This is a genomic window from Arthrobacter sp. 10L424, assembly GCF_056395325.1.
On record NZ_JBFTJH010000014.1, the window covers coordinates 23,436 to 48,665 of the forward strand.

Annotated in this window: 22 protein-coding genes and 2 tRNA genes; 13 read left to right on the top strand and 11 right to left on the bottom strand. The window is 67.5% G+C overall.

Features of this window, described 5'->3' with window-relative positions; all coding sequences use genetic code 11:
- The first annotated feature begins 178 nt into the window (after positions 1–178).
- Positions 179–841, top strand: coding sequence for a phosphate signaling complex protein PhoU (gene phoU, locus AC1DC5_RS18350; RefSeq protein ID WP_441406785.1), 663 nt, complete (start codon positions 179–181; stop codon positions 839–841).
- 105 nt (positions 842–946) lie between these two features.
- Here phoU and AC1DC5_RS18355 read toward each other — a convergent pair whose 3' ends face one another.
- Complete coding sequence (locus AC1DC5_RS18355) at positions 947–1,693, bottom strand: phosphoglyceromutase (protein WP_441406786.1); 747 nt, start codon at positions 1,691–1,693, stop codon at positions 947–949.
- Positions 1,694–1,908: 215 nt separating this feature from the next.
- On the opposite strand from AC1DC5_RS18355, the gene AC1DC5_RS18360 reads away from it, so the two are divergent.
- The gene (locus AC1DC5_RS18360; RefSeq protein ID WP_476866132.1) at positions 1,909–2,739 is read left to right on the top strand and encodes a class I SAM-dependent methyltransferase; all 831 of its coding nucleotides are present in this window, start codon (positions 1,909–1,911) and stop codon (positions 2,737–2,739) included.
- Between the two features lie 23 nt (positions 2,740–2,762).
- On the opposite strand, the gene AC1DC5_RS18365 is transcribed toward AC1DC5_RS18360, so the two are convergent.
- Both AC1DC5_RS18365 and AC1DC5_RS18370 read right to left on the bottom strand, forming a co-directional pair.
- Positions 2,763–3,119, bottom strand: coding sequence for a DUF2516 family protein (locus AC1DC5_RS18365; protein ID WP_346927364.1), 357 nt, complete (start codon positions 3,117–3,119; stop codon positions 2,763–2,765).
- 9 nt (positions 3,120–3,128) lie between these two features.
- Positions 3,129–4,349, bottom strand: coding sequence for a trans-sulfuration enzyme family protein (locus AC1DC5_RS18370; RefSeq protein WP_476866106.1), 1,221 nt, complete (start codon positions 4,347–4,349; stop codon positions 3,129–3,131).
- Positions 4,350–4,437: 88 nt separating this feature from the next.
- On the opposite strand from AC1DC5_RS18370, the gene tmk reads away from it, so the two are divergent.
- The 6 genes from tmk to AC1DC5_RS18400 all read left to right on the top strand — a co-directional run bounded on the left by tmk (position 4,438) and on the right by AC1DC5_RS18400 (position 10,345).
- Positions 4,438–5,094, top strand: a complete 657-nt coding sequence (gene tmk / locus AC1DC5_RS18375; protein ID WP_476866107.1) for a dTMP kinase — start codon at positions 4,438–4,440, stop codon at positions 5,092–5,094.
- Positions 5,091–6,233: a DNA polymerase III subunit delta' gene (locus tag AC1DC5_RS18380; protein ID WP_441406789.1), complete on the top strand. Its 1,143-nt coding sequence runs from the start codon at positions 5,091–5,093 to the stop codon at positions 6,231–6,233. The genes tmk and AC1DC5_RS18380 overlap by 4 nt, the downstream gene beginning before the upstream one ends.
- A 110-nt stretch (positions 6,234–6,343) precedes the next feature.
- A complete protein-coding gene (locus AC1DC5_RS18385) occupies positions 6,344–7,909 on the top strand; it encodes an alpha/beta hydrolase (RefSeq protein ID WP_441406790.1) in 1,566 nt (521 codons plus the stop codon).
- Between the two features lie 94 nt (positions 7,910–8,003).
- Positions 8,004–8,076, top strand: a tRNA-Thr gene (locus AC1DC5_RS18390).
- 368 nt (positions 8,077–8,444) lie between these two features.
- On the top strand, positions 8,445–8,996 hold the full coding sequence (locus tag AC1DC5_RS18395) for a hypothetical protein (protein WP_441406791.1): 552 nt from the start codon (positions 8,445–8,447) through the stop codon (positions 8,994–8,996).
- A gap of 134 nt (positions 8,997–9,130) precedes the next feature.
- On the top strand, positions 9,131–10,345 hold the full coding sequence (locus AC1DC5_RS18400) for an MFS transporter (protein WP_476866108.1): 1,215 nt from the start codon (positions 9,131–9,133) through the stop codon (positions 10,343–10,345).
- 115 nt (positions 10,346–10,460) lie between these two features.
- Here AC1DC5_RS18400 and AC1DC5_RS18405 read toward each other — a convergent pair whose 3' ends face one another.
- Complete coding sequence (locus AC1DC5_RS18405; protein ID WP_476866109.1) at positions 10,461–10,934, bottom strand: hypothetical protein; 474 nt, start codon at positions 10,932–10,934, stop codon at positions 10,461–10,463.
- Between the two features lie 71 nt (positions 10,935–11,005).
- Between AC1DC5_RS18405 and AC1DC5_RS18410 the strand changes: the two genes are divergently transcribed.
- Positions 11,006–11,965 (top strand): hypothetical protein, encoded by a 960-nt coding sequence (locus AC1DC5_RS18410; RefSeq protein ID WP_476866110.1) that lies wholly within the window; start codon positions 11,006–11,008, stop codon positions 11,963–11,965.
- A gap of 36 nt (positions 11,966–12,001) precedes the next feature.
- Positions 12,002–12,181, top strand: a complete 180-nt coding sequence (locus AC1DC5_RS18415) for a hypothetical protein (protein WP_441406795.1) — start codon at positions 12,002–12,004, stop codon at positions 12,179–12,181.
- Positions 12,182–12,261: 80 nt separating this feature from the next.
- On the opposite strand, the gene AC1DC5_RS18420 is transcribed toward AC1DC5_RS18415, so the two are convergent.
- The 7 genes from AC1DC5_RS18420 to AC1DC5_RS18450 all read right to left on the bottom strand — a co-directional run bounded on the left by AC1DC5_RS18420 (position 12,262) and on the right by AC1DC5_RS18450 (position 18,896).
- A complete protein-coding gene (locus tag AC1DC5_RS18420; RefSeq protein WP_441406796.1) occupies positions 12,262–13,107 on the bottom strand; it encodes an aldo/keto reductase in 846 nt (281 codons plus the stop codon).
- A gap of 107 nt (positions 13,108–13,214) precedes the next feature.
- Positions 13,215–13,670 carry a hypothetical protein gene (locus AC1DC5_RS18425; protein ID WP_441406797.1) on the bottom strand — a complete coding sequence of 152 codons (456 nt, stop codon included), beginning with the start codon at positions 13,668–13,670 and terminating at the stop codon, positions 13,215–13,217.
- A gap of 7 nt (positions 13,671–13,677) precedes the next feature.
- A complete protein-coding gene (locus AC1DC5_RS18430; protein WP_476866111.1) occupies positions 13,678–14,388 on the bottom strand; it encodes a bacterial proteasome activator family protein in 711 nt (236 codons plus the stop codon).
- Positions 14,389–14,542: 154 nt separating this feature from the next.
- Positions 14,543–14,734 carry a YbdD/YjiX family protein gene (locus AC1DC5_RS18435; protein ID WP_441406799.1) on the bottom strand — a complete coding sequence of 64 codons (192 nt, stop codon included), beginning with the start codon at positions 14,732–14,734 and terminating at the stop codon, positions 14,543–14,545.
- A 13-nt stretch (positions 14,735–14,747) separates the two neighbouring features.
- A complete protein-coding gene (locus AC1DC5_RS18440) occupies positions 14,748–17,048 on the bottom strand; it encodes a carbon starvation CstA family protein (protein WP_441406800.1) in 2,301 nt (766 codons plus the stop codon).
- Between the two features lie 197 nt (positions 17,049–17,245).
- Positions 17,246–17,782, bottom strand: coding sequence for a PadR family transcriptional regulator (locus AC1DC5_RS18445; protein ID WP_441406801.1), 537 nt, complete (start codon positions 17,780–17,782; stop codon positions 17,246–17,248).
- A gap of 130 nt (positions 17,783–17,912) precedes the next feature.
- A complete protein-coding gene (locus tag AC1DC5_RS18450; protein ID WP_441406802.1) occupies positions 17,913–18,896 on the bottom strand; it encodes an NAD(P)H-quinone oxidoreductase in 984 nt (327 codons plus the stop codon).
- A gap of 171 nt (positions 18,897–19,067) precedes the next feature.
- Here AC1DC5_RS18450 and AC1DC5_RS18455 point away from each other — a divergent pair.
- From AC1DC5_RS18455 to AC1DC5_RS18465, 3 genes are all read left to right on the top strand, one after another.
- Positions 19,068–19,155: transfer RNA gene (locus tag AC1DC5_RS18455), tRNA-Ser, on the top strand.
- Positions 19,156–19,402: 247 nt separating this feature from the next.
- Entirely contained in the window at positions 19,403–20,206 is an 804-nt protein-coding gene (locus AC1DC5_RS18460; RefSeq protein ID WP_476866112.1) for a VOC family protein, read from the top strand.
- 368 nt (positions 20,207–20,574) lie between these two features.
- Complete coding sequence (locus AC1DC5_RS18465; RefSeq protein WP_476866113.1) at positions 20,575–25,125, top strand: ExeM/NucH family extracellular endonuclease; 4,551 nt, start codon at positions 20,575–20,577, stop codon at positions 25,123–25,125.
- Positions 25,126–25,230: the final 105 nt, after the last annotated feature.

Genomic DNA, 25,230 nt, shown 5'->3' on the forward strand with positions numbered 1-25,230 from the left:
CCTGCGTCAGAAACTGAAATCTCCCGCTATTCGCGCTTCGGTTCAGCTAACGTTCACCTATTGGGGCGTAACAGTTCACCGGACGCTGGAACACTTGACAGTTGGAGCGCCGAGAGGTGACCGAAATGGGCCCGCCACTGCTGGTGGCTGGCAGTATTTCCGAGGAAAGGACGCACACGTGCGCAAGGTTTTTCAGGAAGAGCTCGCCCAAGTGGGGGAACAGCTCGTCGAAATCTCGAAGCTGGTCAGTGAGGCCATCGGGAAAGCTACGACTGCCTTCGAGGGCGCGGACATCGATCTGGCCGAGGATGTCATCGCGGCCGACGCGCGGATCGACTTCCTGCAGAATAGCCTGGACGAGCGTGCTATCGACATCCTCGCCCTGCAGGGTCCCGTGGCCAGCGATCTGCGGATGATCGTGGGCTCCCTCCGGATGAGCGCATCGCTGGAGCGGATGGGCGACCTCGCCCGCCATCTCGCCCAGCTCGCGCGCCTCCGCTACCCCGCAACCGTGGTTCCGGCCCAGCTGCACGAGACCTTCAAGAGCTTCGCCGCGTACGACCTGCTGATCGCCGAGAAGCTCACCGTGCTGCTGGAAACCCGGGATCTTGCAGTGGCCCGGGACATCATGAAGGCCAACACCGCAGTGAACGACCTGCACCTGAGCGTGTTCCAGGCGATCGCCCGCAGCGACTGGCAGGAATCCCCCGCCACGACCGTCGACGTCGCACTGGCCAGCCGCTACTTCGAGCGCTTCGCGGACCACGGCGTCTCCGTCGCGCAGAAGGTCACCTACCTGGTCACCGGCGCCTGGCAGCCGAACGGCATCGAGCACAGCTAGGCGCAAACTCTCCGGCCCTGAGTGCCGGTCCATAAGAACGTACGACGCCGGCCGGTCACCTTGGGGGGTGACCGGCCGGCGTCGCTAATTCCGGGTGGAGGCGGGTTACTTCTTGCCCTGGTTCGCGACGGCCAGGATGGCCTCGGCCGCGGCCTCGGGATCGAGGTAGGTGCCGCCGGGATTCAACGGCTTGAAGTTCTCATCCAGGTCGTAGACCAGCGGGATGCCGGTGGGGATGTTCAGCCCGGCGATGGCTTCGTCGCTGATGCCGTCGAGGTGCTTGACGAGGGCGCGCAACGAGTTGCCGTGGGCCGTGACCAGGACGGTCTTGCCGGCCTTGAGGTCTTCCTTGATGTCCGATTCCCAGTAAGGCAGCAGGCGGACCAGTACGTCCTTGAGGCATTCGGTGCGGGGCAGCGCGTCGCCGAGGTCCGCGTAGCGCGGATCGTGGGCCTGGGAGAACTCGGAGTCGTCGGCCAGGGGTGGCGGCGGGGTGTCGTAGGACCGGCGCCAGGTCATGAACTGCTCTTCGCCGTATTCGGCGAGGGTCTGGGCCTTGTCCTTGCCCTGCAGGGCGCCGTAGTGGCGCTCGTTGAGCCGCCAGTCGCGCTTGACCGGGATCCAGCCGCGGTCGGCCTTGTCGAGGGTCATGTTGGCGGTGTTGATGGCCCGCTTCAGCAGCGACGTGTACAGGATGTCCGGGAGGATGTTGTTCTCCACGAGAAGCTCGCCGCCGCGGATCGCCTCGGCCCGGCCCTGGTCGTTGAGGTCAACGTCCACCCAGCCGGTGAACAGGTTCTTGGCGTTCCATTCGCTGTGGCCGTGGCGCAGCAGAATCAGCTTATAAGTCATGGTTTTTATCCTAGCCGAGCAGTCCCGGGCGGTGCCGTGCGTTACATCACGGTGCCCCGACCGCAACGCGGGGTCACTCCGCGCCGATGGCGGGACGCCGGATGGGCCGGAGCTGACGCCGCGTCGGAGGATGCATTGGAGGATAGGGTGGGCTGGTGGTGCAGAAGGCTGAGCGGGTGGCGCCCCCGCATACCCACGTAGTGGACAAACGCGGCATGGAAAAACGCAGCGGGGCAACAGGCGGCGTGGCGAAAAGCGGACCCCGCGCCGGCAGGCCGGTGGGCAACATTACCCGCGGTACCACCAACCCAAACCGGATGCGGCGGCTGGACCGCTGGCTGACCGGGCCGCAGGCCTGGCGGCTGCGCGCGGCGGCCGATCCCTTGGTGGTGGACCTGGGCTACGGCGCGTCGCCGGCCACCGCCGTCGAACTCTTTGAACGGCTGTCCGTGGTCAGGCCCGATGTGCGGGTGGTCGGCGTCGAAATCGAGCCCGAGCGGGTCCGGCTGGCCAAGGAACTGGAACGGCCCGGACTGAGCTTCCAGCTGGGCGGTTTCGAACTGCCGGTTGCCGGCCGTCCCGTCCTGGTGCGGGCGTTCAATGTGCTGCGGCAGTACGAGGAAGCCGACGTCGCGGCGATCTGGCGGCTGGTGCAGGGCCGGCTGGTGCCGGGCGGGCTGTTCATTGACGGCACGTGCGACGAGATCGGCCGCCGGGTGACGTGGGTGGCGCTGGACGCCGAGCGGCCTCTGAGCCTGAGCCTGTCCATGCGGTTCGGCAGTTTCGCGTTGCCGTCCGACGTGGCCGAACGGCTGCCGAAGGCGCTTATCCACCGGAACATGCCGGGCGAGAACATCCACGCCTTCCTGCAAGCCATGGACAGGGCCTGGCTGGAGGCGGCGCCGCTGGCCTCCTTCGGGAACCGGCAGCGCTGGACGGCCATGTGCCGGGCACTGCGCGACGGCGGCTGGCCGGTCTTGGACGGCCCCTCCCGGTGGCGGCTGGGCGAACTGACGGTCAGCTGGGACGCGGTCGCGCCGGGCTAGGGTGCCTGCTTATCCGGAAATGGTCACCAGGGGCCGTAGGGGCCCATGTTGCGGCTCCCGCCGCGGCCGGCGTCTTTGACGGCCGGCCGGACGTCGGCGAGGTAGACGGATGCTGCCGTCACGGCGACGAGGCCGAACAGTCCCAGCGGGCCCAGGAGGCCTCCGCCTCCGCCGCCCAGGAGGGACAGCAGACCAACGGCCATGGCGCCGCCGGTGACGGCCAGCCAGAACGTCTTGGTGCGCTTGGACACGGCTTCGAAGGCGTTCGCCTTGTGCCGCAGGCAGTCAAAGAACGCCCACACCTCAAGGGCGAGGGCTACGAGGGCCAGGAGAAAATAGATCCCTGTTTCGACATAGTAAATAAGCGCTCTTCCGTCCATCCCCCCAGCCTAACTGCCCAACGTGGCCAGGGCCTGCTCCAAATCGGCCCAAAGGTCCTCGACGTTTTCGATCCCGACGCTCATTCGGACCAGGTTGTCCGGCACACTGACCGGCTCGGCCGCGTGGCGGCGCCGCCTTTCGATCAACGACTCCACGCCGCCCAGTGAGGTGGCAGGCAGCCACAGCTTCAGGGCCCGGATCATCCGATCCGCCGCGTCGGCCCCGCTGAGGCTGCCCGTGCCGGTGCCGCCGCCGTCGTTTCCGCTGCTGGCGACCGGGGCCATTTCAATGCACAGCACCGAGCCGAAGCCCTTCATCTGGCTTTTCGCCCGCTCGTGGCCGGGGTCCGAGGGGAGGCCCGGGAACCGGATGCTGCCTACCCGCGGGTGCGCGCTCAGCCGCTCGGCCAGCACCGCCGCCGAGGCCTGCGACCGTTCGACCCGAAGGGCCAGGGTGCGCAGTCCGCGCAGCGCCAGCCAGGCCTCGAAGGGTCCCGCGATGCCGCCGTGGATGGTGCGGTGGTGCAGCAGCGAGGCGCGGAGTCCGGCGTCGGACGTCACCAGGGCGCCCAGCACGACGTCGGAGTGGCCGGAGAGGTACTTCGTCACCGAATGCAGGACGACGTCGGAACCCAGCGCCAGCGGCTGCTGCACCAGAGGGGTGGAGAAGGTGTTGTCGGTGACGACGACGGCGCCGGCCGCGTGCGCGGCGGCCGTCAACGCACGGATGTCCGCGACGCCAAGCATCGGGTTGGTGGGACTTTCCAGCCAGAGCATGCTGGCGGGCCGCCCGTCCGTCGGCGCGAGCTGCGCCAGGACCGCGTCGGTGTCCGCAATGTCCACCGTCCGCAGTTCCAGGAAGCCTTTCTCGGCAAGTTCCGTGGCCATGACCAGGGAACCTGCGTAGCTGTGGGACGGCATGACCAGGACTCCCCCGGCGGGAACCAGGGACAGGGCCGAACTGACGGCGGCGAGGCCGGAGGAGTAGAGCAGGCCCGGGAGCGTGGCGCTTTCGAGCTGGCTGAGGGCTTCCTCGAACGGGTCCCAGGTGGGGTTGGAATACCGCCCGTAGCCGCGGTCGCCGTCGCCCAGCGGTCCCGTGCCGAAGTAGGTCGAGGAGAGCACCAGCGGAGGGTTGACCGGCGCATCGCGTTCACGCGGCGGCCGGCCCGCCGCCACAACGACTGTTTCTGCGGAGAGCGCGGCTGCCTGTTCTTCGGAAAGACTCATGGTCACAGGGTACTTCGGCGCCCGGCAGGGCACCCAAGGCGTTACGTCGGGGCACGTTCCTGTCAGGGATTGTCGGTAGGCTAGAAGGGTGACCACCCAGAACCCCGGACTGTTTATTGCCTTCGAAGGCGGCGACGGCGCAGGCAAGTCCACGCAGGCAGCCGAGCTGGCCGCGGCCCTCGAGTCGCGCGGCCTCACAGTGCGGCGGACCCGGGAGCCGGGCGGCACCCCGATCGGCGAGAAGCTGCGCTCCCTGGTCCTGGATCACGGCCACGGCCACATCGACGCGCACACCGAAGCCCTGATCTTCGCGGCGTCCCGCGCCGCCCACGCCAGCCAGGTCATCCGCCCCGCCCTCGAACGCGGCGAGATTGTCCTCACCGACCGCTACATCGACTCCTCGGTCGCCTACCAGGGCGCCGGCCGCGACCTCGGCACCGACGCCGTCCGGGACATCAACCACTGGGCCACCTCCGGTCTGCAGCCGGACCTTACCGTGCTGCTCGACGTCGACCCCGTAGTCGGCCGCCGCCGCCGCACGGCGGGCGACGCGGCCGAGGACCGGCTGGAATCAGAGGCCGACGAATTCCACGCCAGAATCCGGACCGCGTTCCTCAATCTCGCCGCCGCCCGGCCCGAGCAGTACCTCGTCCTCCCAGCTCACCTCCCGGTCGATCAGCTGGCCGCCCGGATCCTCGAGCGGGTGGAATCCCTGCTGCCCCTTCACCGCGGAGTGAAATCATGAGCGTCTGGGACGACCTCCAGGGCCAGCCCGCCGTCGTCGATCAATTGCGGCAGGCGGCCCAGGGTGAGGGCCTGACCCATGCCTGGCTTTTCACCGGCCCGCCGGGGTCCGGCCGGTCCAACGCGGCGAAGGCCTTTGCTGCCGCGTTGAACTGCGACCAGGACGACGTCCGCCTGCGCGGCTGCGGCGAATGCGCGGCGTGCCTGACGATCGTGGGCGAGACCCACTCCGATGTGGCTTTTGTGCGCACCGAAAAGGTCACCATCACCATTGATGAGGCCCGCGACCTGGTCTCCACTGCCGGGAACCGGCCCTCCTCGGCGCGCTGGCGCATCATCGTGGTGGAGGACGCGGACCGGATGGCGGAACGCACCACCAATGTGCTGCTCAAGGCGATCGAGGAACCGACCCCCCGGACCATCTGGATGCTCTGCGCACCCTCCCCGGCCGACGTCCTGGTCACCATCCGCTCCCGCTGCCGCCCGGTAGCGTTGCGGCTTCCGCCCGCGGCCGACGTCGCGGCCCTGCTGGTCAAGCGCGACGGCATCGACCCGGCCGTCGCCGAACGAGCTGCCCGGGCCGCGCAAAGCCATGTCGGGATCGCCCGCCGCCTGGCCCGCGATCCCGAAGCCCGCGAGCGGCGGCTCGAAACAGTACGGTTCCCCCTGGGCCTGCGGGGCGTCACCGCCGCGGTGCTGATGGCCGACAAACTCGTCAAGATCGCCACCGAGGAAGCCAACAGCTCCAACGATGAGCGCGACGCCGCCGAGAAAGCCGCCTTGCTCGCCACCCTCGGAGCGCCCGAAACCGACACGCTGCCGCCGGCCATGCGCGGCCAGGTCAAGCAGCTCGAGGACGATCAGAAGCGCCGCGCCAAGCGTTCGGTGACTGACTCCCTCGACCGCACGCTGACTGACCTGCTGTCTTTCTACCGGGATGTGCTCATCATCCAGATGGGGAACGCCGTGGAACTGGTCAACGTTGAACTCAGGAGCGAACTCGTTGAGTTTGCCCGCCACTCCTCCGCAGAAACCACCCTTGCCCGCATGGATGCCATCAACAAGGCCCGCAAACGGATCACGACCTCCAACGTGGCCCCGCTGCTGACCATCGAGTCCATGGCCGCCAGCCTCATCTGAGAAACCATCCCGTGACCCCCTCCCCGGTGAACCGCCCCTCAGCCCCGCCCCGTCCGCCCGCCCGGCGGGAAGAGGCAGCCCCTCCGCTCCGATCCTCCAAGGAGAACCGTATGAAGTCTGCACGAGCAGTGTCTGCAAGATCCCGATCCGTAACGATCGGCCTGCGGGCAGCCGGTGCCATGGTCCTGGCCCTGGTGCTCTCCTCGTGCACCCTCTTCGGTGGGGACAGCGGGGCGAAGAGCGCCAGCACACCGAATCCTGAGATCGCCGACGCCGCACCCGCAGAGCTCCGCAGCTACTACACGCAGCAGGTCGAGTGGGTCCCGTGCGAGTCAGACTTCACGTGCGCCAAGATCAAGGTCCCGCTGGACTACAGCAAACCGGACGGCGACAGCATCGAACTCGCGGCGCTCAAACTGTCCACCAAGGGCAACAGTAAGAAGGGCAGCCTGCTGGTCAACCCCGGCGGCCCCGGCGGCTCCGGCTATGACTTCGTCCGCGACGCCGGCTCCACCAACATCTCGGAAAAGGTCCGCTCCAACTACGACATCGTCGGTTTCGATCCGCGCGGCGTGAATCGCTCCGCCCCGGTCACGTGCCTCACCGACCAGGAGCGCGACGCCTCCCGGGCGAAGGCCTATGCCCTTGACACGGACGCCGGGCTGGCCGCTGCCCTCGCGGACAACAAAGCCATCGCCGCGAAGTGCGCGGAAAAGACCGGCCCCGTGCTCGGCCACATCGACACTGCCAGCGCGGCAAAGGATCTCGACATTCTGCGCGGCGTGCTGAATGACAGCAAACTCAACTACCTCGGCTACTCCTACGGCACCTTCCTCGGCTCCACCTACGCCTCGCTGTTCCCGGACAACGTTGGCCGGATGGTCCTCGACGGCGCGATGGATCCGTCGCTGAGCTACGAGGAGCTGACTAGCGGACAGGCGAAGGCATTCGAGAAGGCCATCATGGCCTACGTAACGCATTGCCTCGACAACAGCGGCTGCCCGCTCAGCGGCACCCCGGAGGAAGCCGTCGGCCAGATCCAGGAAGTCATCAAGGCCGTGGAGGCGGACCCGAGGTCCGCGAAGGACGGGCGGATAGTCAACGCCTCCATGTTCGTCAGCGGCTTCATCCTGCCGTTCTACAACGATGACAACTGGCCCTTGCTGACGCAGGCCTTGGGCAGCGCGCTCAAGGGTGACGTGTCGCCGATGCTCCGGCTCGCCGACTTCGGCGCGGACCGGGAGCCGAACGGCAAGTACACCGCGAATTCGACCTTTGCCTTCGGCGCCATCAACTGCCTGGACTACCCCATGGTGACGGATCCGGCCGGGATGCGCGCGGATGAGCAGAAACTCCGCCAGGCCTCCCCCACTCTTGGCTACTACTTCGCCTACGGTGGCACCAACTGCAAGGACTGGCCGTACCAAAGCGTCCGGACCCCGGCACCGGCAAACTACACGGGTTCCACCGATATCGTCGTCATCGGCACGACGGGCGACCCGGCCACCCCGGTGGAATGGGCCGGCGAGCTGCGCAAGCAGCTGGGAACAGCCGCGCTGCTGACGTGGAAGGGCGAGGGCCACACGGCCTACGGCCGCTCCAACGACTGCATCGGCAATGCCGTGGACAGTTACCTGGTGGACGGCAAAACCCCGGCTGACAACACCGTCTGCTGAGGCGTCCGCCACTCATTTTGACCCGGGCCGGAGGACTCAACTACAGTTATCTCTGGCATGAATCGCCCGGGTCATCCGGACATTCCATGCGGTTGCTTCCTTAGCTCAGTTGGTAGAGCGTCTCACTCGTAATGAGAAGGTCGCCAGTTCGATTCTGGCAGGAAGCTCAGATCTCCAAGGAACGGCCCCGGCGTAATCGTCGGGGCCGTTCCTTTTTGCCCGGTTTGGGCCCGTGGCTGCGGTCCGGGGGCACTTTGACACGGACACGCCGCGAACGCCCGGCCCGAGGGCTGAAATCGTGGCCAAAGTCGCCCCGGACGGCGAGCTGTAGTGTCCGGAGCTTCCTTCGATGCGGGGTTGGCAGGGCCGGGCAGCAGCAGGAAAGCCGCGCCAGGACCGGGCCCAACACTCCCGCGTCAACCCGCTGCGGAGGCTCCCCACCGCGGCGATTTCGGCTGGCGCCCGGCCGGTCTGGCGCCAACGCTCCCCGCCAGGGTCCCCGCCCGGCGCTCTCCGCGCCCCTACGATGGATCGGGTGAAGACCACAAAAGGGGCCAGCTACACCATCATGGCCGCGCTGATGCTGGCATCCGCGCCCCTGATCCTCGCATTGCCGGCGACCGGCGCCCCCTGCGGCCCCGTCGGAGGAATCGTGCCGGGGCTGATCTGCCCGCAGCCCACCGACCGTCCGGATCCCACGGCAACTCCTGTCCCGACAGCAAGCGCCACCGGGGCGCCGGTCTCCCCCAAGGCCCCGCCCGGAACGGCACCGGCGCCGCGCCTCCCGGCAGTTCCTGCTCCAACGGGCACCCAGGCCGCAGCGCCCACCGCCGGCCCCGGCACCCCACCGCCGGCCGGCGATCCGGCTGCCACAGCCTCCCCCTCCGATCACAGCACGGCCACCCCGGCTCCGACGGTGACAGCCCCGTCAGCCCCCGCCCCTTCCGAGACTGCGCGTTCCCTGGCTGCAGAGTCGCCGGCCTCAGGGGATCTGGATGGCCGCAGCGTCGCCGGCGCACTCCTGCTGGCGCTCGGCGGCCTGCTGGTCATCGCCTGGGTTTTCCTGGACATCCGAACGTCCGCCTGACAGCAAGCCCGCCTCCCGGGGCCCTTGTCCTGCCGTGCTTCGTCCGCGAGCCTTGGGAAATGAACCGGCCCCACCAAAGTTCCTCAGCCCGCGGGCGGGCCACACGGACTGCACCTGCCAAGGCGCACCGGCGCGTGCTGTGGGGCCCGGTGATCGGGCTGGGACTTGTCAGCCTGGCCGCCGACGTCGTCTCCGACGGCGCCCGGCCGCTGGCTGGTCCCCTGCTCGCCCAGCTGGGTGCCTCCGCGCTGGTGGTCGGTCTGGTGACGGGCGCCGCCGAGGCTGCGGCGCAGGGACTCCGGCTGGTGTTCGGACCCTGGGCCGACCGCACCCGCAAATACTGGACGTTCACGCTTGCCGGCTATGCCCTCACCGCGGTCTGTGTGCCCCTGCTCGCCGTCGCACCTCTGGCCGGAACGTCCGGGCTGGTTCTGGCTTCCGTCCTGATCATCGGGGACCGGATCGGAAAAGCTGTCCGCAGCCCGGCCAAGACGGTGCTGCTGGCCGCGGTCGCCAAACCGGTCGGCCGGGGTCGCGGCTTCGCAGTCCACAAGTCCCTCGACCTGGTCGGTGCCCTGCTCGGGCCACTCCTGGTCGCCGCGATCCTCACGGCCACCGGGAACCTCTCGGCCGCGTTCGCGGTGCTGTCCATTCCTGCGGCGGCGGCCATGTTCCTGCTGTTCTGGCTGCGCCGCCGCATCCCCGATCCCGGCACCAGCCTGCCGGCGGCGGCCCCGGCCAGCCAAACTCGGGAAACCGCCGTCGATCCGGCCGCCCCGCACGTGGCAGGCCGTCCGGCGTCGTTGTTCACCGGAAGCTTTGTCCTGTTCGCTGCCGCCGCGTTTTGCTGGAGCGCCGGCCTGGTTGCGTTCGGTGTCATCTCCTTCCACCTCACGACGGCGGCGGCCGTTCCGGTGTCCGTGGTCGCGCTGTTTTACGCGGCGGCGATGGCGGCGGGTGCCGTGGGCGCCCTTGCCAGCGGCGTCCTCTACGACCGGTCCGGGGCTTGGGTGCTCCTGTCGATTCCCGTGCTGACCGCCGCGGTGCCGGTGCTGGCTCTGTCTCCGGCGGCCGGGCTGGCGGTCACCGGGGTCCTCGCCTGGGGCATCGCACTGGGCATCCAGGACTCGACCGTCAAGGCACTGCTCGCGGACCTGGTGCCGGCACACCGCCAGGGAGCGGCGTACGGCGTCTTCGCTGCGTTTCAAGGGGCCGGGGCTCTGGCAGGTGGCGTCTTGTATGGCGCCCTCTATGAAAACCGCCCGCTGTTGATCGCGTCGGTGGCGGTCCTGCAGTTGCTGGCGGTCGTGGTGCTGGTTGCTGCCCTGCGCGGGAGGCGCAGTCCCTAGCGGCAGCCGTCAAGCCGGGGTCCGGCGTCGTTCTCCGGCCGGAGGGTCAGGGTCGACGTCGGGCGTGTGCGAGCCGTCCGCGGCGCCGCTGATCGGCACGGCCATGGGAACCGTGTTAACGGGCCCAGACCGAGGCAGCGCCGGAATGGCCAGTGATGATGCTCTGGTAGATGAAGAAGGCCCCGGCCACCGCCGCGAGAACCAGGAGGGTCATCCGGACAGCGGGGTTTGTCCGCAGGGGGCCCAGGAAGGAGAAGTGCCGGCCAATGGGGTCATAGCCCGCGATCAGCGCCGCGGCGACCACCACGAAGAAGACCACGGACACGGCCTTGAGCACGTCCCCTTGCTCCGTGTGTTCCCGGATCAGGGCGGACGCGGGGCGGGTCTCCTCCAGCTGCTCCCCTGCCTGTGCCGTGAGCAGGGACAGGGGAACCAGGCCCAGGGACAGCACCCCCAGCGGCCAGGCCAGCTGACCACGCCAGCGGGGCACCGCGGCAAACACGATGGCGGCCAGTCCGGCGATCGGCGCCAGCACCACAACGGCATGGATGAGCAGGATGTGGGCCGGGAGCCCGGCAATTTCGATCATGATTGCCTTTCCTCTCCGAGAAAGGTCCGGTGGCGGCGGCGTTGCCTGGGCCAGGCTTCTATGATTCTTGCATGGGAGAGCAGGGGCTGGCGGAAGTTGCGGCACAGCTCTATGCCCTGCCGTTCGACGATTTCGTCGCCGCGCGGACTGCCGCCGCCAAAGGCGCGGCAGCCGCGAACGAGCGGCGGTCCCTCGCCGCTGAAGTGCGCTCCCTCCCCAAACCGTCCGTCGCCGCGTGGACGGTAAACATGCTTGCCGCCCGCCGCCCGGAGGCCCTCCGCGAACTCGCCGGGCTGGGGCAGTCGATGCGGGCCGCGCAGTCCTCCCTCGACGCCCCGGAACTCCGCCGGCTCGGCCAGGAACGACGCCAGCTGCTGAGCGGCGCGGTGAAGGCGGCACAGGAAGTCGCCGGAGAGCTGGGCCGGAAGATCAGTGCGGCGATCGCGGCGGAAGTGGAAGCAACGCTGCGTGCGGCGACAGCCGACGCGGGGGCCGCAGCTGCCGTGCAGTCCGGCCGCCTCCTCCGGGCGCTGTCGGCCGACGGCGTCGACGTCGTGGATCTTTCGGGTGCGGTTGCGCTGCCCGGCCTCGTGGTTCCGGCAACTCTTGGTCCCGCGCCCGGCTCATCCGGGGCGGTACCGCCCGGAACCACGCGCCCGAAAGAAGCTGAGCAGCCCCGCCTGCGGGCCGTCCGCCCCGAACCCCGGAGAACCACTCCCTCCGCCCTGGAACGGGCACGGACACTGCACAGGGACGCCGAAGAGGACGCCGGCGCGGCCGCGGGGAAAGCCCGACAGAGTGACGAGGAGCTCGCCTCGCTGACTGCCCTGACTGCGGAACTCTCCGACTCGGTACGCAGGCTGCGCGAGCAGCTGGCCCAGCGCGAACAGGAACTCAAAGCCGCCGGGAAACGGCGTGAACTGGCCGTTGCCGAAGCCCAGCAGGCAGCACGGGCGGCGGACAGGGCGAGGCGCGCCGCGGACCGTGCCAGGGAACGGGTGCTGCGGCTTGGCAACACGCCGGACCCATGAGCACATAGTGTCGGAGGCCGGTTGCACACTTAATTCATGGAAACCAAGCAGTACTTTGAAGTCACGTATCTGGACACGGACTGCGGCCGCATCCGCGCCGAGGCCTTCGATGACGTTGCGGATGCCGAACGGTTCGCCAGCCGCCAGTCCGCCGACGAGCACGGCTGGGCCATCATCGACGCGGTGCCGGTGCGGGAAAACCGGCAGGCGGCCTAGCCGGATCCACGATTTTCACCAGTCAGGAAAAAGGCCCCCACCCTGGCGGGTGAGGGCCCTGCTCCGGCTAAGCGGGTGGCTTAGGCGAAGTCGGAGACTGCCGGGTCCGGGCCGATGCGGCCCGCGCCCTCGGCCGAGTTGTCCAGGCCGTTGATGGCCTGCACATCGGTCTCGTCCAGGGTGACATCCAGCGCCGCGTAGTTCTCGCGGATGCGGGATTCGGTCACGGACTTGGGGATGACAACGTTACCGATGGCCAGGTGCCAGGCGATGACCACCTGCGCCGGGGTGGCGCCGTGCTTTGCCGCGATCTGGCCGATGACGGCGCTCTCCAGCAGGTCGCCGCCCTGGCCCAGCGGTGACCAGGCCTGGGTGAGGATGCCCTTGGAGGCGTTGAACTCGCGCAGCTCGGCCTGGTTGAAGAAGGGGTGGAGTTCGACCTGGTTGATGGCCGGCACGACGCCGGTCTCGTCAATGAGGCGCTGCAGGCCCTCCTTGGTGAAGTTGGAAACGCCAATGGTCTTGACGCGGCCCTGCTTCTGCAGCTCGATGAGGGCCTTCCAGGTGTCCACGTACTTGTCCTGCTTGGGCTGCATCCAGTGGATCAGGTACAGGTCCAGCGTTTCCAGGCCCAGGCGCTCCATGGATTCTTCGAAGGCCTTCAGCGTGGACTCGTAACCCTGGTCGGCGTTCCACAGCTTGGTGGTGATGAAGATGTCCTCGGGCGTGAGGCCGGATCGCTCGATCGCACGACCGACCCCTGCCTCGTTGCCGTAGATCTTGGCGGTGTCGATGTGGCGGAACCCGGCTTCGAACGCCTGGGCCACCACCTTCTCGGCGACGTCGTCTTCAACCTGCCACACTCCGTAGCCAAGCTGGGGAATGGTGTTGCCGTCATTGAAAGTCAGTACCGGTGAGAAAGTCATCCAGCCATCCTGCCAACGCCAGCCCCGGACCGCCAGCGCAAAGGGCGCAGCTAAGCTAGGCGCTTAACCGGGAATTTCGGCCGGGAGGCAGCAACAGCGCGGACGCATCAGCCCGCCGCGGCCGCCTCGGCAAGCCGGCGTTCGGCGTCGTTGACCTGCTCCAGCACCGATGCGGCGCGGCGGCGGACCGACTCCGCACCGGCCGGGACGGGACCGACGGCGAGGCGGAGCATCGCCGCTGCTTCGGCCGTCGTCGCCAGGGAATTACCGGCCGTGGACAGGGCGCGGTGGACGCCGGCCAGTGTCCCCGGGATATCGAGTCCATCGCTGGGCGCGCGGCGCTGCGCCTCCACGCAGACCTGCCGGACCCGCCCGGAGAGTGCGGACAGCTCATTGGCGATCTCCAGGAGCTCGCCATAGAGGGCTTCGTCCTCAACGCCCTCAAGGACCTGGTGGTAGCGGTCGAGGCCACGGGTGAAGCGGTCGTTCGCCCGCCGCCAGAGGCCCTTGCCGAGTTCGGCGTCGTCTTTCCGCCCCTGCCGGGCGGTGCTGAAGAATCCCAAGGGTGCCCTACAGGTACTGGCCGGGGCCGTGGTCCGGGTCCGCGGGTACGGGCGCCTGCGAGGGATCCTCGCCGGGCCTGCGCGCAGCGGCCCGCTGGGGCTCGCCGTTCTCGCCAATAATGACGCCCGGGGCGATCACCGTTCCGGGCGGCAGCTGGCGGAGCTGGGCCTGCGCGACGGCGTGGTCCCGCGCCGCATGCTGGGCTGCGAGTGCGGTCTGGATGCCGTGGAAGAGGCCCTCCAGCCAGCCGACCAGCTGGGCCTGGGCGATTCTCAGCTCAGCGTCCGACGGCGTTCCGTCCGCGGGGAAGGGCAGGGTGATCCGCTCCAGCTCCTCGACCAGTTCCGGCGCAAGACCGTCTTCGAGTTCTTTGATGGAGCGTTTGTGAATGCCGGCCAGCCGCACCCGCGCCGCGTCGTCAAGCGGTGCGGACTTAACTTCGTCCAGGAGCTGCTTCATCATCGTGCCGATCCGCATCACTTTCGCGGGTTCGTCTACGAGATCCTGGAGCTGGCTCGGTTTGGGCCGCGCGGGCACCGCGGGCCGGCCAGGGTGTCCTGATCCCCGTGGCTGGTCGGGCTGCCCGGGCTGTTCCGGCTGCCGGGGCTGGTCACGCTCCTGTGACGTCGGTCCGTCGTCGCCCGCCGGCCGGGGGTGGAAAGTGGCGCCTTCGATGGGGGCGTCGTCGGCGGGCTGAGTGTCGTGCGGATCGCTCATGGCTTCATACTCTCACGAGCCCGGAGCCGCGCCGGCGCCCCGCCCCGGACGGCACTCTTCGGCGCATCATGTGGCGCAACAAGGGCCCGGGCAAGGTCCAGGCAAACAGCCCAACACACAGCAGAGGGCGGCAACGCTGATCGGCCGGAACCGGTCAGCAGCACCGGCCCTGCGGGTTGGCGTCCTGGCGGTCCGTCTGGTCCCGCCAGAACTCCCGCTCGGTCATCGGCGGCGAGCCGTGACCGGCTTCGGCGTGGTGCGCCAGGTACTTCGCGTACGCGTCCGCACCCATCACGCCGCCCAGGTACCGGGAGAATCCCCGGAAGCCCGCAACTATTGCGTTCATGTCTGACTCCGCCTTAGTGGTGGCCGGCTTTTTCGGCCCGCCGGTCCGCCGGCAGTTGGTTCCACGTGGCCATGAGCTCACGCTCGGACCCTGTGGGTGCCGGTCCTGCCGGGGCGAAGACCCGCGACGGCAGCGCCGGATCCTCGTTGTCGGTGTTGATCACCCCGGCCTTGGCGTTTCGGAACGCCCTGTAGGTGGCGATGAGTGCCGCCGTAATGACGATGATGCTGAGCACCACGAAGATCACCGAGAGCCAGCCCTGGATCGCGGTGTTGCGGATCACGGCTTCCATGGCCGGGACGGTCTTGGCCGCACCGAAGGAAGTCTTGCCTTCCGCAAGCGCCTTGGAGAAGGCTGCGTTGTTGGCGAAGTAGCCCACGGCCGGGGTGGAGGAGAAGATCTTCTGGTAGCTCGCCGTGATGGTGACGACGGCCACGAAAGCCATCGGGACCGCCACGATCCAGAGGAACTTGAAGGAGCCCTTCTTCGCCGCGATCGCGAGGCAGACGGACAAGGCGATGGCGGCGAGCAGCTGGTTGGCGATGCCGAACAGCGGGAACAGCGTGTTGATGCCGCCCAGCGGGTCCGTGACGCCCATCAGCAGCACGGCGCCCCAGGCAGCGACCATGACGGCGGTGGCGAGCCAGGCGCCGGGACGCCAGGAGTGCTCCTTGAACTTCGGGACGAAGTTGCCGATCGAGTCCTGCAGCATGAAGCGGGCAACGCGCGTGCCGGCGTCGACCGCGGTAAGGATAAACAGGGCCTCGAACATGATGGCGAAGTGGTACCAGAAGCTCATCATGGCGGTGCCGCCGATGAACTGCTGCATGATGTGGGCAAGCCCGACGGCGAGGGTCGGGGCGCCGCCGGTGCGGGAAACGATGCTGGCTTCGCCGACGTTGGCAGCCGTCTCGGCCAGCATGTTCGGGCTGATGTTCACGCCGGACAGTCCCAGGCTGTTGACCCAGGCAGCCGCGGATTCCACCGTGCCGCCGGTCAGGGCAGCCGGGGCGTTCATGGCGAAGTAGAGCCCGCGGTCGATGGAGATCGCCGCGACCAGGGCCATGATGGCCACGAAGGACTCCATGAGCATGCCGCCGTAGCCGATGTACCGGGTCTGGCGTTCCTTTTCGATCAGCTTCGGCGTGGTGCCGGACGCAATCAGGGCGTGGAATCCGGACAAGGCGCCGCAGGCAATGGTGACGAAGAGGAACGGGAACAGCGCGCCCGGGAAGACGGGCCCGTTGTCGCGGCTGGCGAATTCGCTGAACGCCGGGACCGAGATTTCCGGACGGACCACGATGACGGCGAGGGCCAGCATCACGATGACGCCGATCTTCATGAAGGTGGAGAGGTAGTCGCGGGGAGCCAGGAGGAGCCAGACCGGCAGGATCGCGGCGATGAAGCCGTAGATGATGATGGCCCAGGCGATGGTGACCTTGTCCAGCGTGAAGAGGGCGTGGCCCCAATCGGTCGCCGCGACGGCGCCGCCGCCGATGATGGCGGCCATGAGGAGCACAAAGCCGATCAGGGAGACTTCCATGATCTTGCCGGGGCGGATGAACCGCAGGTAGACGCCCATAAAGAGGGCGATCGGGATGGTCATGCCGACGGAGAAGACACCCCAGGGGCTTTCGGCCAGGGCGTTGACGACAACGAGGGCAAGGATGGCGACGATGATCACCATGATCAGCAGGGTGGCGATCAGCGCGGCGGTGCCGCCGATGACGCCGAGTTCCTCGCGGGCCATCTGGCCCAGGGAACGTCCGCCGCGGCGCATGGAGAAGAACATCACGACGTAGTCCTGAACGGCACCGGCGAACACGACGCCGATGATGATCCAGATGGTGCCCGGGAGGTAGCCCATCTGGGCTGCGAGGATCGGGCCCACCAGGGGTCCGGCGCCGGCGATGGCGGCGAAGTGGTGGCCGAAGAGGACGTTGCGGTCCGTGCGGACATAGTCCTTGCCGTCTGCCTTGTACTCCGCGGGCGTGGCCCGGCGGTCGTTCGGCTTCAGCAGGTACCGCTCAATGACCTTGGAGTAGAAGCGGTAGCCGATCAGGTAGGTGCACACCGCGGCGAACACGAACCAAATGGCGTTGACCGTTTCACCGCGGACGATCGCCAGCATGAACCAGGCCACGGCGCCCAGCAGGGAAATTGCCACCCAGATCGCGATTTTGGTTGGCGTCCATTTGCGTTCTTCCGCCTCGCGCACGGACGCGTCCACGGCTGTGGGCGGCAGTGCCGGGTCCGGCGTAATGCCGTCCTCGACCAGTAAGTTCTTTGGCGTGCCATCTGGCATTGTGCCCATGTCTCCTCCTTGAGAAACCCCAACCGGGCAAATCCACTCGACAGATGTGCCCCAAGGCACCCTACCAACGGCGGGGATGCCTGGGTATGCCCTTGCGCCAGGCGGCCCCGTGGGGGCGGCGAACGGTTGGGCATAGGCGCTGAACGGCGCGAGTGTTACCGGCTGGCGTTAATATTCGCACCGCTGGCCCCGGGAGGCTAGGCGTTCGGACCGGTCAGCTGCATCAGCCGTGCCTCGCAGAGGTCCAGCCACCGCACCTCGGCTTCGGTCTGGAAGATCAGGGAATCCAGGACCAGCAGCCGGGCGGTATCCGCCGGCCGGTGCTGGGACGCCGTGTCACGCCGGGCTTTGGTGTAGTCCTGCAGCGCCCGGATCGATACGGCGCGCTGGGCGTGGATGGAGGCGCCGACGTCGACGCCGGGAAGTGTCAGCGCGAGGGCGAGCTTGATGGCCAGTTCGTTCCGCGGAGGACTCGCCCGCGGCACAGGGGACGTGAACCAGTTGCGGACCTCGGCGAGGCCCTCGGCAGTGATGCTGTAGATGACGTGGCCTTCACCGTCGGCACCATCTTTGCGGACAAGGCCGTCGCGCTCCAGGCGGTCGAGGGTGGTGTAGACCTGCCCGATGTTGAGGGGCCAGGATGATCCGGTGCGGTCCTCGAATTCAATCCTGAGCTGGTAGCCATAGCGTGGGCGGTCCTGCAGGAGGGCGAGGAGGCTGTGACGAATGGACATAATGCTCCCGGAGGGTAGCGGGACGACAGCATACACGCGCCCCAAGACGCGTGTATACCGCGTATGGAATTACATTACAGTCATTCGGTGTGACAGAGCAATTCGGTGTATGTCATAACGGGCATATGTGCTACATGACCAGCAGAATCTTTCCTACGTGGTCCCCGGTATCGAAGTACCGGTGCGCGTCACCGACCTGCCCCAGCGGGAAGGTCTTTGCCACAAGCGGCCGGATCCGGCCGTCGGCCAGCAGCGGCCAGACCGCGTCGCGGACGGCGTCCATGATCACGGACTTCTCCTCCACCGGCCGTGGACGCAACGCCGTCGCAATGATCGCGGCACGCTTGCGCAGCAGCATGCCGAGGTCCAGCTCGCCCTTGGCTCCGCCTTGCAGCCCGATCACCACCAGCCGCCCGTAGTCCGCCAGTGCGTCCACGTTCTGCTGGAGATATTTGGCTCCGACGACGTCGAGGATGACGTCCGCGCCCTTACCGCCGTTTTGCGCGCGGAGGCTCGCCGGGAAGTCTTCCTCGGAGTAGTTGATCGCGATGTCCGCGCCGAGGAAGGCCTTGGCGGTGCCGACCTTCTCCGCTGTGCCCGCCGTGGTGGCCACCACGGCACCCATGGCCTTCGCGAGCTGGATGGCCATGGTTCCGATGCCCCCGGTTGCCCCGTGGATGAGCACGGTCTCGCCCGGTTGCAGCTGCGCCGTCATGATCAGGTTGGAGTAGACCGTGGCCGCGACTTCCGGCAACGCTGCGGCGGTGACGAGGTCGACGCCGTCGGGGATCCTCAGAACCTGTCCCGCCGGCACGGCAACCTGCTCGGCGTAGCCGCCGCCGGCCAGCAGGGCTACCACCTTGTCCCCCACGGAGAACGGTTTGGTCACGCCGGGCCCGAACCCGGCAATCCTGCCTGAGACTTCCAGCCCGGGAACTTCCGAAGCGCCGGGCGGGGGCGGGTAGTGGCCCTTGCGTTGCTGGACGTCGGCGCGGTTGAGCCCGGCGGCGACGACGTCGATCAGCACTTCGCCTGGGCCGGGCACCGGGGCCGGGACGTCGCGGACCTCCAGGGCCTCGGGTCCGCCGGGCTCTGAGATATAGACAGCCTTCATGGAGAACTCCCGATTCCTAACAGACTTCTTGCAGCCTTTTTGCAGGGATGCGCCTGCGGCACACCACGTCCGAAGCGCCTTCTCCCAGAGTAGGCGGAGGAGCTACGCCTGTCCGCGAGCGCAGCTGCGTTTTTTGTTGCTGCCGACCGCCTATGAAACACTACTCGTTAGGGAAGGTTGTCCGAGCGGCCGATGGAGCTGGTCTTGAAAACCAGTGTGCGGTGACCCCGTACCAAGAGTTCGAATCTCTTACCTTCCGCGAATAATGCCCCTGGTTCTGCGCTTTGCCGCCGAGCCAGGGGCATTTTTGCGTTACGGGCGGGGTTCGTGGGCGTGCTGATTTCCGGCCGCGGAGTCCCTGCCCCTGCTGTGCCGGATCCGATCAGCGGTGCCATTGAAACCGTCGGCCCCCGGGCATAGTCTCACTGTGTCTTCATCACTACCCCCAGACGCACTGGCCCGGCAGAGCCATCTTCACTGCCTCCTACAGAAAGCAGGACCCCACAATGCCAACACCAGACCACCCCAACGGAGCGCCTTGCTGGATCGACCTGCTGACCTCCGATACCGAAAAGGCCAAAGCGTTCTATGGCGAGCTTTTCGGCTGGATTTTCGAGACGGGCGACCAGGAGAAATACGGCGGCTACATGACAGCGCTGAAGAACGGCAAGTCCGTCGCCGGAATGATGCAGAAGCAGGAAGCCCAGGCCGGCTTCCCGGACGTGTGGTCCACCTACCTGCGCACTGACGATGCCAGGGCCACGGTCAAGAGCGCGGCGGAGCACGGCGGACAGGTCTACATGGAACCCATGGACGTGCCCGAACAAGGCAGCATGGCCATGGTGGGCGACGCCACCGGCGCGTCTGTTGGTATCTGGCAGCCCGGCGAGATGAAGGGCTACGAGCTCGCCGCCGAACCGGGCACCCCCGCCTGGCACGAACTCCATGCCCGGGACTACGCCAAGGCCGTGAAGTTCTACCAGGACGTGTTCGGCTGGGAAACCGAAGTCCTGAGTGACAGTCCGGAATTCCGCTACACAACGCTGGGAGCCGGAGACGACGCCAAAGCCGGAATCATGGATGCCTCGGGCTACCTTCCCGCCGGAGTCCCGGCCAGCTGGCAGATCTACTTCGCCGTCGAAGACACGGACGCCGCCATCGAGAAGGCCGTCGCAATGGGAGCCGAAGTGATCGACGGACCCGACGACAGTCCCTTCGGCCGGCTGGCCACCCTCGCTGACCCCACCGGCGCAATGTTCAAAATAGTGGCCGAAACCCAACAGGGGGCCCAGGCCGCCGCGGACGCCTAAACGCGCAGCGCGGACAGCCCGTTCCCGCCTAATTACCAAAATTGTTGTAAGAAATACCGGCCAGCCCCTTTCCCAAGGGCTACTGGCCGGTATTCTGCTGTGGAGAGTCCGGCCGAGGCACCCGGGCATCACTCACAGGCATCACCAGAAACCCTGCCCCGGGCGTTCGAGCCGTTCCGGGAAGGCTGTGACGCGTTCCGCTGGGGGACGTCTCGCCGAATGCACATGCCGTACACATCGTGTTCATTCATCCCTGTTTTGCTGTGCCGGAAGCTGCTTGACCAGGAGCAGTGACCGGCAGTCCGTTGGCATCACGCGGACACATTCCACCCAGCCCTTACCCGGGCACCTAATGAGAGTTAGAGCGGATGAAACGCATACCTTGGAAAACCGCGCTCGGCACAGCGCTGTCAGTGGGGCTCATCGCAGCCCCGCTGGCCGCTGTCCCGGCGTTTGCCGTGGAGGTCTCCCCGGCTGCTGGCGCCTCGCCAGTCATCATCAACGAGGCATACCTCAGCGGCGGCAGCGCCGGAGCAGCCTACAAGAACAAGTTCGTTGAGCTGTACAACACCTCGGACGCCCCGGTTTCCCTGGAGGGCTGGTCGCTGCAGTACCGCGCCGCAACGGGTACATCGGCGCCCAGCTTCGCCGCCCCACTGACCGGCAGCATCCCTGCCAAGGGCTACTACCTGCTTAAGGGCGGCGCCAACGGCGGCACCGCCGCCGCCGGCGCCGAACTCCCCGCCGCTGACGTCACCGCCACCGGTTTCAACCCTGCCATCGGCGGCGGAACCATCGTGCTGGCCAAGCAGGCCGCCGCGCTGAACCCGCTGGCAACCGGTTCGGTCATCGAGCCCTCTAACGTCGCGGACCTGCTCGGCTATGGTTCGTCCAACACCTTCGAGGCCCAGGCCGCCACCGCGCCGTCGGGCACGGGTGACGTCAAGAGCGTGAACCGCAGCAACGGCGTTGACAGCAACAGCAACGCCGCGGACTTTACCCTGAACGCGACAATCACCCCCAAGGCCGTCAACGGTACGGCCGCCCCCGTTGATCCTCCGGTCGATCCGGGCCCGGTCACTCCCCCGGCCACCAAGACCATCGCAGAGATCCAGGGCAACGGTACCGCCAGCCCGCTCGTAGGCACCTCCGTGACCACCCGCGGCAAGGTCACTGCCACGTTCCCCACCGGCGGGTTCGCCGGCTACTACATCCAGACCCCCGGCACCGGCGGCGACCTGACCCCGGCCAACCACACGGCGTCGGACGCGATCTTTGTCTTCTCGTCGGCCACGGCCGGTTCCGTCCAGGCCGGCGACTACGTCGAGGTGTCCGGCACCGTCAGCGAATACTTCGGCATGACCCAGATGACGGTTGCCGCCGCGGCGGACCTGAAGAAGCTCACCGAGGCAGCCCCTGAGGTCAAGGCCACCGGTTTTGCCCTCCCGGCGGAGGAAGCCTTCCGCGAATCACTCGAGGGCATGCTGCTGGCCCCGCAGGGTCCCGTGACCGTGAGCGATAACTATTCGCTGAACCAGTACGGCGAAATCGGCCTGGCCGGCGGCACCACGCCGCTGGAGCAGCCCACCGCCGTCGCGGAGTACGGTTCCGCCACGTACACCGCCACCGTCGCCGAGAATGCCTCCCGCGGCATCAAGCTCGACGACGGCGCCACCACCAACTTCCTCAAAGACGCCACCACCAAGGCCCTGGAACTGCCGTACCTGAGCACGGCGGATCCTGTCCGCGTCGGTGCACCGGTGAGCTTCAAGACCAACGTAGTGCTGAGCTACACCAACAACTCCTGGAAGTTCCAGCCCCTGACCCACCTGACCCCCGCCAACGCGGAGGCAGTCCAGCCGGTCAGCTTCGGCGCCACCCGCACAGACGCTCCGGCAGCAGTGGGCGGCAACCTCAAGATCGCCTCGTTCAACGTGCTGAACTACTTCCCGACCACCGGCGACACGATCGCCGGTTGCAAGTTCTACAACGACCGGGCGGGCAACCCCATCACGGTCAGCGGCGGCTGCAATGTCCGCGGCGCCGCCAACGCGGAGAACCTCAAGCGCCAGCAGGACAAGATCGTCGCCGCCATCTCCAAGTCCGGCGCCGACGTCGTCACGCTCATGGAGGTTGAAAACTCGGCGCAGTTCGGCAAGAACCGCGACGACGCCCTGGCCAAGCTGGTTGACGCGCTGAACATCGCCACCCCCGGGATCTGGGACTACGTCCGCACGCCGGCTAACGCACCTCCGCTGGCCGACGAGGACATGATCCGCACCGCGTTCATCTTCAAGAAGGCCGTCGCGGAGCCGGTGGGCGAGTCGATCATCCTCAACGACACCGCAGCCTTCGCCAGTGCCCGCAAGCCCATGGCGCAGGTCTTCAAGCCCGTCGGCGCCTCCGATGACAAGAAGTTCATCGCGATCGCCAACCACTTCAAGTCCAAGGGCTCAGCCGCCACTCCGGAGGACACCGACAAGGGCCAGGGCGCCTCAAACCTCGCCCGCACCGCACAGGCCAAGTCCCTGCTCGCGTTCTCGAACGAGCTGCAGGCCTCCAAGGGCACCGACAAGGTCTTCCTGATCGGCGATTTCAACTCCTACGCCAAGGAAGACCCGATCAACGTCTTCACGGCCGCCGGATACGTCAACCAGGACGACAAGGCCAAGAACGCCGATAGTTCCGCCAAGCACTCCTACCTCTTCGGTGGCATGGTGGGCTCGCTGGACCACATCCTCGCCTCCCCGGGTGCCAACGCCATCGTCACCGGCGCCGACATCTGGAACATCAACTCCGTGGAGTCCGTCGCCCTGGAGTACAGCCGCTACAACAACAACGTGACCGACTACTACGCCGCGGACCAGTTCCGGGCGAGCGACCACGATCCGGTGGTGGTCGGGCTGAACCTTCCCGTCACCCCGGCGAGCGTTGAGCTGAACTTCCTCGGCATCAACGACTTCCACGGCCGCATCGATTCCAACACCGTGTTCTTCGCGGGAACCATCGAAAAGCTGCGGGCCCAGGCTGCCCCCGGCGCCACGGCGTTCCTCTCCGCGGGCGACAACATCGGCGCCTCGCTGTTCGCCTCGGCCGTTGCCAAGGACCAGCCGACCATCGATGTGCTGAACGCCCTTGAGCTGCGGACCTCGGCCGTGGGCAACCACGAGTTCGACGGCGGCTGGGCCGACCTGCGCGACCGCGTCATCGCGGGCGGCAACAACGCCAAGTTCCCGTACCTTGGCGCCAACGTCTACAAGAAGGGCACCACCGAGCCGGTGCTGCCGGAGTACACGGTCCTCGACATGAACGGCGTCAAGGTCGCCGTGATCGGAACTGTCACGCAGGAAGTGCCCTCGCTGGTCACCCCCGCGGGCATCGCCGATCTCGAATTCGGCGACGCCGTCGACGCGATCAACCGCGTCGCCGCGAAGATCAAGGCGGCGAAGCTCGCCGATGTGATCATCGTGGAGAACCACGACGGCGCCGGTTCCGGAGCGCCGGAAGGTTCCACCCTGGCTCAGGAAGTCGCCGCCGGCGGCCCCTTCGCCAAGATGGTCACCGAGGTCACCCCGGATGTTGCGGCGATCTTCAACGGCCACACCCACAAGCAGTACTCCTGGGACGCTCCGGTCCCGGGCGTTGAGGGCAAGACCCGCCCGATCGTCCAGACCGGCAACTACGGCGAGTACATCGGCCAGATCCAGCTCACCATCGACACCAAGACCATGTCGGTCACCGGCTACAAGGCCGGCAACGTCAAGCGGACCACCTCCGCTGACCAGCCGGCCGACGTTCTGGTCCGCGATTACCCGCGGGTCGCCGCCGTCAAGACCATCGTTGACAAGGCCCTGGCCGACGCAGCAGTGGTGGGCAACCAGCCTGTCGGCAAGGTGACCGCGGATATCACCACCGCGTTCGGCGGCTCCCCCGCCGTGCGTGACGACCGCGCGAACGAGTCCACCCTGGGCAACCTGGTCGCCGATTCCCTCGTGGATTCGCTCAAGGCTCCGGAACTGGGCGGCGCCGAGATCGGCGTCGTCAACCCGGGCGGCCTGCGCAACGAGCTGTACTTCGCGCCGGACGGGACCGTCACCTACGCCGAGGCCAACGCGGTCCTGCCGTTCGTGAACAACCTGTGGACCACATCGCTGACCGGCGGGCAGTTCAAGACGCTCCTGGAGCAGCAGTGGCAGACCAACCCGGACGGCACGGTTCCCAGCCGCGCCTACCAGCAGCTGGGCCTGTCCAAGAACGTCAACTACACCTACGACGCCGCCCGCGCCGCCGGTGACCGGATCACCTCGATCCGGGTCAACGGCGCGCTGATCGACCCGGCGAAGTCCTACCGGATCGGAACGTTCAACTTCCTGGCAACGGGCGGCGACAACTTCCGAATCTTCAAGGAAGGCACCGGCACCAAGGACTCCGGACTGGTGGACCGCGACGCGTGGATCAAGTACCTGCAGGCACACAGCCCTGTGGCACCCGACTTCGCGCGCCGCTCCGTTGCCGTGGTGAACACCACCGCAGCCGAGGTCAAGGGCGGGGGAGCCATCACCCTGGCTGTCTCCAAGCTGGACCTCACCTCCCTGGGCAGCCCGGCCAACGCCTCGCTGCGCGCCGAGTTCACGGATGCGAAGGGCACCGTAACGGCCCTTGGCACGGTTCCGGTTTCCGCCGGCGCCGCCACGGTGGATCTGAAGGTTCCCGCCGGCGCAGCCGCCGGCACGGGCACGCTGGTGCTCACCGCCGTCGAATCCGGTACCGTGGTGAAGGCGAGCGTCCAGGTCGCTGCCACCACACCCGTCCCGCCGAAGTGCACCGTCCCGGTTCCGCCGACGAAGTGGTACGACTTCAAGGGCTGGATCAAGTACACGATTGCCTGGGTCCAGTACCTGAAGTGCCTCAAGGGCTAGTTTCCCGGCCCTGACCCAGTGAGCATGCCCTCCCCCGGGCCGCAGCAACGGACATATTGCCAATATGTCCACTGCGCAGCCCGGACGGAGGGCATGCTCATTTTG

Excerpts from the sequence above, each read along its gene's own strand:
- AC1DC5_RS18355 (WP_441406786.1), bottom strand. The coding sequence starts at position 1,693 with ATGACTTATAAGCTGATTCTGCTGCGCCACGGCCACAGCGAATGGAAC.
- AC1DC5_RS18360 (WP_476866132.1), top strand. The coding sequence starts at position 1,909 with ATGGAAAAACGCAGCGGGGCAACAGGCGGCGTGGCGAAAAGCGGACCC.
- AC1DC5_RS18365 (WP_346927364.1), bottom strand. The coding sequence starts at position 3,119 with ATGGACGGAAGAGCGCTTATTTACTATGTCGAAACAGGGATCTATTTT.
- AC1DC5_RS18370 (WP_476866106.1), bottom strand. The coding sequence starts at position 4,349 with ATGAGTCTTTCCGAAGAACAGGCAGCCGCGCTCTCCGCAGAAACAGTC.
- AC1DC5_RS18380 (WP_441406789.1), top strand. The coding sequence starts at position 5,091 with ATGAGCGTCTGGGACGACCTCCAGGGCCAGCCCGCCGTCGTCGATCAA.
- AC1DC5_RS18385 (WP_441406790.1), top strand. The coding sequence starts at position 6,344 with ATGAAGTCTGCACGAGCAGTGTCTGCAAGATCCCGATCCGTAACGATC.
- AC1DC5_RS18405 (WP_476866109.1), bottom strand. The coding sequence starts at position 10,934 with ATGATCGAAATTGCCGGGCTCCCGGCCCACATCCTGCTCATCCATGCC.
- AC1DC5_RS18410 (WP_476866110.1), top strand. The coding sequence starts at position 11,006 with ATGGGAGAGCAGGGGCTGGCGGAAGTTGCGGCACAGCTCTATGCCCTG.
- AC1DC5_RS18415 (WP_441406795.1), top strand. The coding sequence starts at position 12,002 with ATGGAAACCAAGCAGTACTTTGAAGTCACGTATCTGGACACGGACTGC.
- AC1DC5_RS18420 (WP_441406796.1), bottom strand. The coding sequence starts at position 13,107 with ATGACTTTCTCACCGGTACTGACTTTCAATGACGGCAACACCATTCCC.
- AC1DC5_RS18430 (WP_476866111.1), bottom strand. The coding sequence starts at position 14,388 with ATGAGCGATCCGCACGACACTCAGCCCGCCGACGACGCCCCCATCGAA.
- AC1DC5_RS18435 (WP_441406799.1), bottom strand. The coding sequence starts at position 14,734 with ATGAACGCAATAGTTGCGGGCTTCCGGGGATTCTCCCGGTACCTGGGC.
- AC1DC5_RS18440 (WP_441406800.1), bottom strand. The coding sequence starts at position 17,048 with ATGGGCACAATGCCAGATGGCACGCCAAAGAACTTACTGGTCGAGGAC.
- AC1DC5_RS18445 (WP_441406801.1), bottom strand. The coding sequence starts at position 17,782 with ATGTCCATTCGTCACAGCCTCCTCGCCCTCCTGCAGGACCGCCCACGC.
- AC1DC5_RS18450 (WP_441406802.1), bottom strand. The coding sequence starts at position 18,896 with ATGAAGGCTGTCTATATCTCAGAGCCCGGCGGACCCGAGGCCCTGGAG.
- AC1DC5_RS18460 (WP_476866112.1), top strand. The coding sequence starts at position 19,403 with ATGCCAACACCAGACCACCCCAACGGAGCGCCTTGCTGGATCGACCTG.
- AC1DC5_RS18465 (WP_476866113.1), top strand. The coding sequence starts at position 20,575 with ATGAAACGCATACCTTGGAAAACCGCGCTCGGCACAGCGCTGTCAGTG.